Raw genomic sequence first — 12,529 nt, 5'->3', positions numbered from 1 at the left:
AGGGTCATTCCCGTGGAGCAGCAGCGCGTTCGATCCGGTCGAGGATTGCTTCGCCAAGCCCCTCGTTCGGGATCGTACCGAAGGCAATGGTTTTGGCGCCGGACGCATCGGCCTGTTTCATAAAGGCAAACAGATTGGCAGCCGCTTCGCGCAGGTTTGCGGACGGGCTGAGGTCGAGGATAACAACCGCGTTTTCCTCGCCGGCCAAGGGCTTTCCGCCGAAACGGATCAGCGCTTCTCCCGGTTTGACATCCGTCGCATTCAGCCGCACTGCAGCACCCGGTGCATAATGCGACGCCAGCATGCCCGGCGCTTCGATCACTGCACCCGCAGTTTCGGGACGCAAAACCGTCTTGCCGGTCAGTGCCTCGATGTCGGCGACGTCCAGACCGCCTGGACGCAACAGCCGGATGTCATCGCCATCGACCTTGATGATGGTTGATTCCAGTCCAATTTCGGCTGAGCCGGCGTCAAGGATGAGCGCCAGCTTGCCGCCAAGATCTGCTTCGACATGGGCTGCGCTGGTCGGGCTGATCTTGCCTGAGGTATTGGCGCTCGGTGCTGCCAGCGGTCTGCCAAAACGGGCGATCACCTGGCGGGAAAACCCTTCCGGCATGCGGAGGCCGAGCGTGTCGAGGCCAGCGGATGCCAGCGGATGCACGCTGCTCTCCAGCTTGATCGGCAGGATCAGCGTCAGCGGTCCCGGCCAGAAGGCCTCGGCCAGCTTTCGCGACAACGGATCGAAGCTGACATGTGCCTCGGCCATCGCAAAATCGGCGACGTGGCAGATCAATGGATTGAAGCGAGGACGGCCCTTCATTTCATAAATGCGGCTGATCGCATCGGGATTGGTGGCATCGGCCGCCAGCCCGTAGACCGTCTCGGTCGGGATCGCCACCGGCAGACCTTCGCCAAGCGTCTCGCAGGCAATCGCCAGGGCACGCTCCGGCTCGGTCCGTGTGTCTATGATCAGCGCCATCAAGCTTCCAAACGTCAATGCGCCCTCACCGGGAGGCAGGCGGGCGCTCCGGCGTTTCCTTTACAGGGCGAAGCCGGACATTGCCAAGCGCATTTGAAATGCACGTGCCAACTGTCCCTCTTTGCAACACCCAAAATTAAGCTTTCTTAAAATGCGACAGGTCCGGTTAGCGGCGGAGAAAGTTGCCTATGCTAGCTGTCTGATCCTGCACCTAGCCGGAGCCCCTATGGCCAACAAGAAATCCATGCCGACCGACCTTGCCCTGCGCATCGCCACCGCCATGCATCAGATGGGCATCGATGCCATCCCCCGGAATTACGAACTGGTCTACGAAGCCTATGGTGGCGCCAATCCGGACCTGGTGCGCGACTTCATTGCGCTCGGCAAATACAAGTCGCAATCGGCGCTCGACGAACTTGGCCGCAAATATCTGCCGCATCATCATGAAGCCAGCGTATTGGCGCGGTCGACGACGATCGTGCGCGACGAGATGAGCAATTTCATGAACCTCTTGTCGCGTGAAAAAGACCAGCTCGATGATTATGGGCGGCTGATCAGCGAGGCAACCAAGGCGCTGGTCGTTTCCGGCGGCGAAAGCCAGATGGCGCTGCAGAACTCCATTCAGGCTCTGAAGCGGGCCACCGAGCGGCAGGTGTCGCACAATGCCGAAATGGAGCAGAGCGTCACCGCGCAATCCACCGTGATCGCCGGAGTGCAGAAAGACCTTGCCGATTTCGAGGCGCGGAAATTTTCCGATGCGGTCACCGGGCTCGCCAATCGCCGGGCCTTCAACAAGGCGCTCGCCAAGGTCTACGCTGATCCCGATCTGCCGCTTGCTTGTGGTATTGCCGTTGCCGAGCCCGATACCAGCCGGCGGCTGTCGGGAGAACAGGCGGCCGCATTGGCCGAACCGCTTGCCCGGCATATCGGTGGCATTATCCAGCAAGCGTTTCCCTCAAGCGAACTGGTCGCCCGTTTCGACGGAACCCGTTTCGGTTTTCTGGTGGGGACGGGTGAGGAACGGGAAGTGGTGCGGCTCGTGGCGCTGCTGCGCTCGGCCCTGCGCAGCACGCATTTTACGCATCCGAAAACCGGGCGCGATCTCGGCTGTGTCACGCTATCGGTCGGCATCTGCATGTCGGATGACGCCACCAATGCCTTCGATCTCGTTAATACGGCCGAAAAGGCGCTCGCCAGGGCGCAGGGCAAAGGTGGCGATCAGACGATCGTGCATGGCGCCGAGAGTGAGCCGCTGCCCGGGCGAGACTGGCTGATCTACAAGCAGTGATCAAAGGCTACCGATGATCTTGCGGAGCTCTGCATTGCGGGCGCCGAGCAGAAGCACGTTCTTCAATGCCTCCTTGGGGTCGCGGGTGCGAAACAGCAGTCCGTTGTCATGCACCGCACGGTTGACGGTCAACTTGCCGGCCTCTGCGTCCATCTCCGTCGCCACCGCGAAATACATCCGTGAATAGCCAAGCTTGATCTTCTCGAAGAAGTGCTGGTCGTCGCCGATATCGGAAAAGAAATTGGCAATATAGAACGACCAGCGGACGTCCTCGAACTTGGCGAATTTCGTCCGCGCGGCCGTGACATGGCAATAGCCGAGATGCGGGCTATCGGCCAGCGTCCGGTGAAAAAGCAGTTTTGGGAAGCGGATCGACCGGTGAAAGCTGTTGATCCGGTCATGTGTGACGGAGCCGGCCGTTTCCAGTTTCTTGCCGGTGCGGGCAGCGACTTCCTGGTGGGTCAGGTAGCGCTTCTCGGCCGCGCTCCATTGCTGCTGGTGCCGGTTGATCCGTCCTGTGCGCAGGAATTCGGTATAGACCGCGGCCTTCGGCGATGGTTCCGGCTTCTTGACCACAGCGGTATCGAAATATCTCAAGTTTGACATCGGCCTGTACCAGACTGCGGGTGTGTCGACAAAACACACCGGGACGGAATCGCTTATGAGCCAAAGCTACTGCGTTATGGTTAATGCAGTCTTGCTGGCTGTCAGCCTTTTGCCTCGACCGTGTGCGATGGCGATGGCAGTGTTTTCGCCGTGAAGTGTCGCAAAAGGGCTGCATCCGTGCCGATTGCCGAAGCGCTGGGCGGAAAACCGGATTTTTGCTTCAAATTCAGCCGATCACATTGTTTCTGCTTATAAAATAGTCAGGTTGACGGCGACGCCACGCAATATTTTCCGTGTCGTCTTTCTGGAATCGGATGTCGTTAACTGGCGGCTGTTTTCCAAGGTCTGAGGATTAGATGAAGACACTCAAGGTGCCGCCTTTATAGGGAAGGGCGGAGAATTGGGAAGCCGGTCGAAATCCGGCGCTGCCCCCGCAACGGTGGTGGAGCGAAACCTCGGCAAAAGGCCACTGGAGAAATCCGGGAAGGCGCCGGGACAGTCCGCAAGGACAGCTCCAGAGCCCGGAAACCAGCCTTGTGATGAAATTGATATCTGGGTTGCGGCGGGCAGCCGGAAGGAGAACCACATTAACCACGCGCTCTCCCGGCGCGGCGGTGGTTCCTTTCCTGCCTGCTGCCACCGTAAAAGTTGGCGAGCACAAGGAAATGACCATGGATCTCCGCAGCGAAGTCCTCCGAAAATTGATGAACCGCCGTGACACACATAGTCTCGAGCAGGCCTTCTATACCGATCCCGATCTGTACAAGCTCGACATGGAGCAGATCTGGTACAAGGACTGGCTGTTCATCGGCCACGATTGTGAAATCCCGAAGGCGGGCAATTATTTCACCGCCCAGGTCGGCGAATATCCGGTTGTTATCGTACGCGACCGCACCGGCACCGTCCGCGCGTTGCACAATTCCTGCCGCCATCGCGGCTCGCGCGTCTGCGCCGGCGCCAAGGGCTCATCGGCCAAGCTTGTCTGTCCCTATCACCAGTGGACCTACGAACTGGACGGCAAGCTCCTGTTTGCGCGCCAGATGGGCGAAGACTTCGACAAGAACCAGCACGGCCTGAAACCGATCCATTGTGAAACCATCGGCGGCTACATTTTTATCTGCCTGGCCGACGAGGCGATGGACTTCCAGCCGATGCGCGACATGGTCTCGTCCTATCTGACGCCGCACAATCTCAAGGACACCAAGGTGGCCTTCGAAAGCACGATCATCGAGAAGGGCAACTGGAAGCTCGTCTGGGAAAACAACCGCGAGTGCTATCACTGTGCGGCGAACCATCCGGAACTCTGCCGCACCTATCCGGAGGCGCCGACGGCGACCGGCGTGCAGGGCGCCAAGGACGATCCGGTCATCGCCGCCCATTGGGCGCATTGCGAAGCGTCGGGTTTGCCAAGCGAGTTCAAGATGGATCAGAGCGGCCAGTTCCGCGTCGCCCGCATGCCGCTAATCGAGGGTGCGGAAAGCTACACCATGTCCGGCAAGCGCGCCGTCAAGCGCCAGCTTTCCGACGATGTCAGTCAGAGCCATATCGGCACGCTGCTGCTGTTCCATTACCCTAGTACCTGGAACCATGTGCTGGCCGATCACGCCATCACCTTCCGCGTCCTGCCGCTTGGTCCGGAACTGACCCAGGTCACCACAAAGTGGCTGGTGCACAAGGATGCCGTCGAGGGAGTCGATTACAACCTTGAAGAATTGACCCATGTCTGGACGGAAACCAACGACCAGGACCGCCAAATCGTAGAGGAAAACGCCTTCGGCATCCGCTCGCCCGCCTATCAGCCCGGACCCTATTCGCCGGAGCACGAAGGTGGCGTGATGCAGTTCGTCGAATGGTACACCAACTTCATGCAGGGCCGGCTCAAGGGCATTGCGACGTCGCCATCTCTGGTTCGGGTTGCTTGACATGACGATTGTTTCCTCCTTCCGGCACTTCGACGAGCTGCAGCCGTTCAACGATCGCCAGCAATTGCTGGAGTGCATTTCCGTTACCGCGGAAGGGCCGGACGTGATGACGTTCGGCTTCAAGGCGGACAAGGACAGCTGGTTCCGTTATCTGCCGGGCCAGTTCGTCACACTCGAACTGCCGGTGACGCCGGACGATCCGGTGATGCGCACCTACACCCTGTCCTCGACGCCGTCGCGGCCGTTTTCGGTGGCCGTGACCGTCAAGGCCCAGGCATCCAGCATTGGTACACGCTGGATGTTCGACCACCTAAAGCCGGGCATGAAGCTGAAGGCTTTCGGGCCGCTCGGCGATTTTTCCTTCGTGCGTCATCCCGGTGAAAAATATCTGTTCATCTCCGCCGGTTCCGGGATCACGCCGATGATGTCGATGACCCGCTGGATGGCCGATTGCGCGCCGCAGACGGATGTCTCGTTCCTGTCCTGCGCCCGCCAGCCGGATGATCTGCTGTTCCGCGACGAGCTGGAAAACATCTCGCGCAACATGCCGAACCTCAATCTCGGCTTCATCGTCGAGACCCATGCGCCGCGTCACAGCTGGCACGGGCTGCGCGGCCGCATCGAGACGTCCAAGCTGGCACTGCTGGCGCCGGATTTCCGCGACCGCACCGTCTTCTGCTGTGGTCCCGAGCCGTTCATGCGCGGCGTCAAATCGATGCTGGAAAGCGTCGGCTTCGACATGAACCGCTATCATGAGGAGAGCTTTCAGCCAGCCAGCGCGCCGGATCCGGCCGAGCTTGCCATCCGGGCCGGTGCGGGCGAGGCGGATGCTTCCGCTGTGTCCACCATCACGTTTACGATGGCGGGCAAGGACGCCAAGTGCCAGCCCGGCCAGACCATCCTGCAAACGGCGCGCGCCGCAGGTGTGCGTATCGGGGCTGCCTGCGAGGGCGGGTTGTGCGGCACCTGCCGGGTGATGAAGATTTCGGGCGAGGTCGAGATGAACCACAATGGCGGCATCCTCGATGATGAAATCGATGAGGGCTACATCCTCGCCTGCTGTTCGCGCCCGATCGGGGACGTGCAAATCGAGGCATGACGGTCTGTAAATACGCAGTTTGAACGGCCGCTGCTCCTCACGCCCGGCCGGGCGTGAGGAGCAGCCAATCGTACAAGGGGCATGCCCTGAAAGGCCGACGCGGCCGAGTTCGTCTATCGGCTGAAATACCCCTGGATCAGGATTCCGGCACGACCGGGTTTGCCACTGCGGCCGAGCGGCAGGCTGCAAACACGTCAAGCGCCGGATTGTAGACCTTGGTGATGACGTTCATCATTCCCAGGACGGTATGAAACAGGTTGTCATGCGAAGTCGGGGCGTCGGCATAGGTTTGGAGGCAGCTCCGATCGAGGTTTGTCAGCTGAGCATACTGGTCTGAGAACCAGGCGATGAAGGGTACGTGCGTCTGCTCCGCTGGCGCGAACATGTAAGGCGCGCCATGAAGGAACAAGCCGTTCTCGCCGAGCGACTCGCCGTGGTCCGACATGTAGATCATCGCGCCATCGACAGTGCCCTGATGCTTCTTCAGAAGCTTGATCACTTCGGCGAGGTTATGATCGGTGTAGAGGATCGAGTTGTCATAGGCATTGACGATCTCCTCGCGTGAACAGTCGGAGAGCTGCGCGGTGCGGCAATCGGGCGTGAAGCGGCGGAATTTTTCCGGATAGCGCTGATAATAGGCCGGGCCATGGCTGCCGAGCTGGTGCAGAACGATGACGGTATTCTTGGTGATGCCGGCAAGTTTTTCATCGAGTTTGCCGAGGAAAATATCGTCCAGGCATCCATCGTCCTTGCACAGCGGGCTGTTCTTCTGCTTGGTCAGGCTGGCAAAGCTGACGAGATCGGCAATGCCCTTGCTGCCGGTATTGTTGTCCCACCAATAGCCGTCAACACCAGCGCGGCGCAGAACATCCATCAGCGTATCGGTAGAGCGGGCCTTGCGGTCGGAATAGTTTTGCCTGCCATAGACGGAAAACATGCAAGGCAGCGAAACGGCCGTTGCGGTTCCGCAGCTGGTCGTCTTGGTAAAATTCGTCACGCCAAGCGTTTTCAGTTCCGGATTGGTCTCCCTGTCATAGCCATTGAGCGAAAAGTTCATGGCCCGGGCAGTTTCGCCAGCGACGATGATGGTGACGACAGGTTTCTTCGTTTGCGCGTACATGGGGCCGAGTTTGGCGTCTGTGCCGAGCGGAGCCCGCACGATGCCGATATCGCGATAGGTGCTGACCCCAAGGCCGATCGCGGAGGTGATGGCTGCAAACGGCGTCAGCTTCGCCATCATGTCGCGATGTTCGCGGATATTCGAAGAAATTCCCGAATAGTTCGAGACAATCAGCCCGATGCACAGGGACAGGCAGATGGAAATGACCGCGAGGTTGACAAAGAACTTGCCGATGAAAGGACGGTGAGTGATCCGTGTCAGGCAGACCAAAATGGCCGGCACAATTCCGTAGAAGAAGACATGCAGGACGAACGTGACCGTGATCAGAGGGCCGGCTTCCGCCGGCGTTGTTACCACGGCGTTGCGGATCATTTCCTTGTCGATCACCACACCGAAGAAATCCGTGTAGTAGGAGGCCATCGCACCAGCGATCAGGAGGAAGACCAGAAACGGTTTGATCAGGTACTTGACCGAGAACAGCACGACGCCTGCGAAGACAAGCAGGGCGATGGCCGCCACGAACGTATAGAAGCCCAGGTGGAAGCCGCCGAACACATAGAAGGCTTCATTCCAGAACGTCAAATTCTGGAGGCTCAGGATGAAGAGGACGACCAGCAGGCTGAGCGGTATGCTGCCCATGGTGGGCCGCTTGATAGAGCGAAAATTCAAAACAGGCTCCGGCAATCAAGGCAGGGATGATGACTATTCCCTTCTCTTGCGCTCGCCGGCTGACAGGAGGCTGAACGTCTGCAACAGGTGTATTCTGGCCTGAAAAACCCGCAGACGTGGCGATGGAAGCCGTGGCCGGATCGTTTTGGGGGCGGAAACCAGTTGGCGCGGCGCACTGCTCAGTGCCCCGCCCTTATCCCTCAGAACAGAAAATCACCGGCATCCAGTGCGGCCATCTTCACATTCTTCAAGAGGATACTATCGCCGTGCAGTCCATCGATGAAGACGTCCTTGCCGACCTGCTTCATGTGGTGCTGCACCAGATCCTTGTAATCGGTGATGCTGGCCAGGCCGCTGAGGTCGAGGATGTCGTGGCTTGAACCGGTGGCGGCAAAGTCTGTGATCGTGTCCTTGCCGTCTCCGGTGGCAAAGACGAACTGGTCGGCGCCGGCGCCGCCGGTCAGGATATCGGCGCCGCCATGACCCCAGATCATGTCATTGCCTGCCTTGCCGTCGATAATGTTCTTGCCGTTATTGCCGTGCAACTGGTTTGCCAGCGCATTGCCGGTGCCATTGATGGCCGCCGTGCCGTTCAGCGTCAGGTTTTCGAAGTAGTTGCCGAGCGTAAAGGAAACCATTGTTTTGACGAGATCGGTGCCGCCGCGGGCAGCCTCCGAGAGTTTGATCTTGGCATCGCTGATCACATAGACGTCGTTGCCGTTGCCGCCGTAGATCGTGCCGTTGACCTTGCCGCCCGTGCCGTCGAAATAGTCGTTGCCGTTGCCGAGCTTGATCGCGCCAGTGATCGTGCCTTTGTTGAACAGCGTATCCGCACTATTGCCGCCCAGAAATGCGGTTCCAGCCGATTTGATCAGGCCGCTGTTTTGCAGGATTGCTTTGCTCGCACCGGAAAAATCGATCGTGGCCAGCGATGCAACCGTGCCGGTGACGGTGCCGTAATTGGTCACCGTCTCGCCGGCTCCGGCCACCTTGATACCGCCGCCTGCCGTGATCGTCTTATTGTTGGTAATGATCGTATCGTCGGCCGAGACCGCAATGGCGTATCCGGAGGTCTTGATCAGGCCGTTATTGGTGATCGTTCCGCCATCACCAGCAACTGTGATCGCGTTCTTCAGTGCCGTGACCGTGCCGCTATTGGTGATGATGGCCGCAATGCCGGTTGCGAGGATCGCGCCAGCCTTCGCCGAGATGACTGCCCCATCATTGGTGATCGTCGCGTTGGCACCGGAAGAGGAGATGGTTGTTCCATAACCGGTCGCGGTACCGTGATTGGTCAACACCGCAGCCTTGCCGCTGGAAACGATCGCCGAGGCCTTGTCGGAGCGAAGTTCACCATTGTTGGTCAAAAGTGCCGAGGCGCCGCTCAGGGTCACCGCATTCGACGCTGCGCGCGCCGTTCCATGGTTGATGATTTCGGCGCTGCTGCCGGAAGAGGCGATGGCGATGCCGGCCGTGGATTCGATCAGGCCGGTATTGACGAGTTTGGTGGCCTGTCCAGCAGCCGTGACCGCAGTCAGGCGTGCAGCGACGGTGCCGTCATTGATCAGTTCCAGGCCGCCGCTATCGATCCTCAGGCCATATCCCTTGCCGGAAACATTTCCTGATTTGCTGACGACGAACGTACTCTTGCTATCAGCCACCGCGGTCGTGCCGAACTGGAAAGCATATCCGGATGCCGAAAGCACCGTGCCGTTGATATAGAAGTCACGCGCCGTCGCTGTGCCGGTGGCCAGAATGGCAGTCGCAGCCGTGCTGAGCGTGATCCCCTTGTTCAGGATAAACATGCTGCCTGTTTCAAGCACCGGCACCGGTTCGGTGCGGTTGCTGCTGATTACGATTTTTTCGGTCATCTGCCCATCATGTGCAGTGTCATTGCCTTGGTTTCAGGTTCTCATACGGCAAAGAGGTAAACAGGCTACCCCCGACACGGCATTTCCAGCCTTATGGTAAATTCGTGGCGGCATCGCAATGGCGATTTCTAGCGAAGGCCGAGCGGAATTGACATTTTGGCGATCGATCCCGTCACGGTCATATCGACGCCTATGCCAGCGCCCGAAAAAGAAACTGCTTTGCCCGAGGCGATCATGACCGGTCTTTCCAACGGTTTTTCCGGCAGCAGTTCGCCCTTGGCCCAGACCGCCTTGAGCGCCGTGGCACTCATCGCTGCGACGTTGACGTCGATATCCGTCAACGTCCCCGCGACGCGATAGGGGCAGCGCCGCTTGCCGCAGTTGGATGCTGCTGAGAACTGCCAGAGCGCGTAGCTATCCCAGTTTCCCATCGGAAAGACATTGCGGATTCCTGGCTTGTAACGGGCATACCAGAGCGGCAGACGCGACAGGATCGGGAAGCGGTCGCGATTGGCAGCAATATATCTGGCAGTGGCGTGATTGGTGTAGAGCATCGGGTAACGGCCGGTGCGGGTCCTGATATGACCGGCGAAAATGGCCGCATCCTCCAGCGACATGTATTTTTCCGGGTCGATCCCCTCGATATCGAGCACCATCAGTTCGTCGTCGCGCGGCTGGGCATAGTCGAGGAAGTGATTGGCCTGGTCGACTGGATTGCCGGGACGGGCGAGATGGTAGGCCCCCCAGAGCAGGCCGCTTGCCCGGGCAATCAGCCGCCGTGTCTGGTAAAGTTCGCGGCTGACGGCATATTTGCGCCACATCGTCTTGCAGTGGGCCACCGTGTCGCCCGCGTGATCGCCGGTACAGGCAAAGCTTTCCGGTAGTCCGTCGGATGCCTTGGAGATGAAACCGGCAATGCGCTTGTCCTTCAGCATTGCATCCCAGTCGATAATGTTGAGTTCGTAGGCGTCGATCACCAGGGCATGGTCCGGTGATTTCCACGGGGTGACGTCGCGGGCCAGTGTTTTGGGGATCAGGCCGCCGCCAGAAAACAGCGCGACGCCGAGGCAAGCGGCGAGGCGGAAAAACTTGCCCAAGCGTGCTGTCCGGCGCTTTTCCATCTGAAGAGGGTGCGCAAAGATGGTTAACGGAGGATTAAGCCTCAAACCTCTTCACCGCGACCCGGGCATAACACATCTGGCGCGTGTGCGCCGGACATGCTTAGTTGTGGTGCCGTGGAACAAAACCAGGCGCAAAGCGTTCTACCGGCAAGACAATATTGTCCGAAAGCAGTTGATGGAGGAGCCCCGCATGGGTGTTTTCAAATTAAAGGTGGCATCGTTGGCGCTGTCTGCCGTTTTGCTGGCAACGTCGTTTACGCCATCGCAGGCCTTTACCCAGATCCCGGTTCCGGTCGCCGCTGAACGGTCGAATGTTGAAGCCGTGCAATATAATCGCTACGGTGAGCGCCACTACAACAACCGGCCGCGCTACAACAACAACAGGCGCTACTACAATAACAACAGGCATGGCTATTATCGCCATGGCGGATATTCTTATTACAACGGTCATCGCGGCTATAACTATTATCGCCCCGGATACCGCGAATATAACGGCTTCTGGTTCCCGCTGGGTGCCTTTGCCGCCGGTGCCGTGATCGGTGGGGCTATTGCCCAGCCGCCAGTCCGGTATGGCGGCAGCCATGTCGAGTGGTGCTACAATCGCTATCGCAGCTACCGTGCTTACGACAATACCTATCAGCCGAACAACGGCCCACGCAGGCAGTGCAATTCACCCTACTGACGGGACGCGTTGATCAGCACAGACTATCGGCCGGGGACCTCGTCTCCGGCTTTTTTTGTCAGAGAATTCCGATCCGCTTCAATATCGTCCAGGCCACGCCCATCGACATCATGATCAGGAAACCTGCCAGAAGGGTGCCGTGAATGCCTTCGGCAAAAGGCAGGCCGCTGGTGTTCATGCCGAAAAAGCCGGTGACAAGCGTCGGCGGCAGGAGGAAGGCCGTCATCAGCGACAGGATGTAGAGATGGCGGTTTGTCTCTGACGACAGCTTGCTGTCGATCTCTTCATGCAACAGGCGGGCGCGTTCCTGCAACGCGAAGACATCGCGGTCGACCGCTTCCAGCCTGTCAGACAGGCGTTCGGCAACGTCAATGAAGCCTTCCGGCACTTCGTCCTCCTCAGAGGTTCCAGCCCGGCGTAGCAGCGCCAGCAATGTGCGCAAATGCCGGTGCAGCCGAACGGCGGTGCGTCGCAGCGGCGCCAGCCGCGGCTGATGATTATGCCCGGCCTCGCCATAAACATCATCCTCGATGATGTTGAGGTCTTCCGTTAATTCCAGAACCAGGCTGATCAGCGTGCGCTGGAATTCGACCACCATCATCTCGAACAGATCGATCGGCCGGCCGCAGCGGGCATTCTTTTCAATTGCGGCCTTGACCCTGTCGATACTGCGCAGCGGGTGCAGCCGCGTGGTAATGATGATTTTTTCGGTGACGGCAAAATGCAGCCAGCCAATGGTTTTCGTCTCCGTATCGAACGTGCGTTCGAAATCGACCAGTGTGCCATAGACGATATCGTCGGATATCGTCACTGCCGCTTGCGTGTCATGGCTGGTCAGCGTTGAAAGCGCATTTGCGGGCAAGGTGGTGATGCGTTCGATCAGGCCGGGGGTGCGCGCATCGCTCAGTGCCAGATGCAGCCACACCCAGCCGTCGCCTTCCATCAGAGCGTCGATGGACGAATCAGCGGCGATCCGCACGCAGCGGCTGTCGCCCGGCAGGAAGCGATAGGCCCAGACGAGCCCCGGTATTTCGGACGAGATCAGGTTCATGCTGCATTGTTCCGGCAAAGGGCCAGACTTCGCTGTATGCGGGTTTCATGACAGTTTTGTTACGGTGCGATCTGAAGGGCAGGGAGAGCGTGAGCAGATCGAATATTGACGTTTACGTAAA

The 12,529-nt window shown here is 59.1% G+C and carries 10 protein-coding genes and 1 riboswitch; of the genes, 4 read left to right on the top strand and 6 right to left on the bottom strand.

Annotation, left to right across the window (positions count from 1 at the left end; all coding sequences use genetic code 11):
- Positions 1-4 precede the first annotated feature (4 nt).
- Positions 5-979 carry an L-threonylcarbamoyladenylate synthase gene (locus ACSQ3J_RS03375; protein ID WP_060504818.1) on the bottom strand — a complete coding sequence of 325 codons (975 nt, stop codon included), beginning with the start codon at positions 977-979 and terminating at the stop codon, positions 5-7.
- A gap of 226 nt (positions 980-1,205) precedes the next feature.
- On the opposite strand from ACSQ3J_RS03375, the gene ACSQ3J_RS03370 reads away from it, so the two are divergent.
- Positions 1,206-2,267, top strand: a complete 1,062-nt coding sequence (locus ACSQ3J_RS03370; RefSeq protein WP_060504819.1) for a diguanylate cyclase domain-containing protein — start codon at positions 1,206-1,208, stop codon at positions 2,265-2,267.
- Here ACSQ3J_RS03370 and ACSQ3J_RS03365 read toward each other — a convergent pair whose 3' ends face one another.
- Positions 2,268-2,873 carry a DUF6656 family protein gene (locus ACSQ3J_RS03365; RefSeq protein ID WP_060504820.1) on the bottom strand — a complete coding sequence of 202 codons (606 nt, stop codon included), beginning with the start codon at positions 2,871-2,873 and terminating at the stop codon, positions 2,268-2,270.
- 352 nt (positions 2,874-3,225) lie between these two features.
- Positions 3,226-3,424: riboswitch (cobalamin riboswitch) on the top strand.
- Positions 3,425-3,544: 120 nt separating this feature from the next.
- Here ACSQ3J_RS03365 and ACSQ3J_RS03360 point away from each other — a divergent pair.
- Positions 3,545-4,795: an aromatic ring-hydroxylating oxygenase subunit alpha gene (locus tag ACSQ3J_RS03360; protein WP_060504888.1), complete on the top strand. Its 1,251-nt coding sequence runs from the start codon at positions 3,545-3,547 to the stop codon at positions 4,793-4,795.
- Between the two features lies 1 nt (position 4,796).
- Positions 4,797-5,894, top strand: coding sequence for a hybrid-cluster NAD(P)-dependent oxidoreductase (locus ACSQ3J_RS03355; RefSeq protein WP_060504821.1), 1,098 nt, complete (start codon positions 4,797-4,799; stop codon positions 5,892-5,894).
- Positions 5,895-6,030: 136 nt separating this feature from the next.
- Here ACSQ3J_RS03355 and ACSQ3J_RS03350 read toward each other — a convergent pair whose 3' ends face one another.
- From ACSQ3J_RS03350 to ACSQ3J_RS03340, 3 genes are all read right to left on the bottom strand, one after another.
- Positions 6,031-7,683, bottom strand: a complete 1,653-nt coding sequence (locus ACSQ3J_RS03350; protein ID WP_244482192.1) for a phosphoethanolamine transferase — start codon at positions 7,681-7,683, stop codon at positions 6,031-6,033.
- Between the two features lie 200 nt (positions 7,684-7,883).
- The gene (locus ACSQ3J_RS03345) at positions 7,884-9,554 is read right to left on the bottom strand and encodes a calcium-binding protein (RefSeq protein ID WP_060504823.1); all 1,671 of its coding nucleotides are present in this window, start codon (positions 9,552-9,554) and stop codon (positions 7,884-7,886) included.
- A 128-nt stretch (positions 9,555-9,682) separates the two neighbouring features.
- Positions 9,683-10,675, bottom strand: a complete 993-nt coding sequence (locus ACSQ3J_RS03340; RefSeq protein ID WP_060504824.1) for a glycoside hydrolase family 25 protein — start codon at positions 10,673-10,675, stop codon at positions 9,683-9,685.
- 190 nt (positions 10,676-10,865) lie between these two features.
- Here ACSQ3J_RS03340 and ACSQ3J_RS03335 point away from each other — a divergent pair, with 190 nt between their 5' ends.
- Positions 10,866-11,357 (top strand): BA14K family protein, encoded by a 492-nt coding sequence (locus ACSQ3J_RS03335; protein WP_060504825.1) that lies wholly within the window; start codon positions 10,866-10,868, stop codon positions 11,355-11,357.
- A 58-nt stretch (positions 11,358-11,415) separates the two neighbouring features.
- Here ACSQ3J_RS03335 and ACSQ3J_RS03330 read toward each other — a convergent pair whose 3' ends face one another.
- A complete protein-coding gene (locus ACSQ3J_RS03330) occupies positions 11,416-12,408 on the bottom strand; it encodes a transporter (protein WP_060504826.1) in 993 nt (330 codons plus the stop codon).
- Between the last annotated feature and the right edge of the window lie 121 nt (positions 12,409-12,529).

Origin of the sequence: Rhizobium sp. LjRoot98 (assembly GCF_964252935.1) — a bacterium.
In the GTDB taxonomy this organism is placed as follows: domain Bacteria; phylum Pseudomonadota; class Alphaproteobacteria; order Rhizobiales; family Rhizobiaceae; genus Pararhizobium.
Note: the sequence above shows the minus strand (reverse complement) of the source record. Positions and strands in the feature narration are given on the sequence as shown.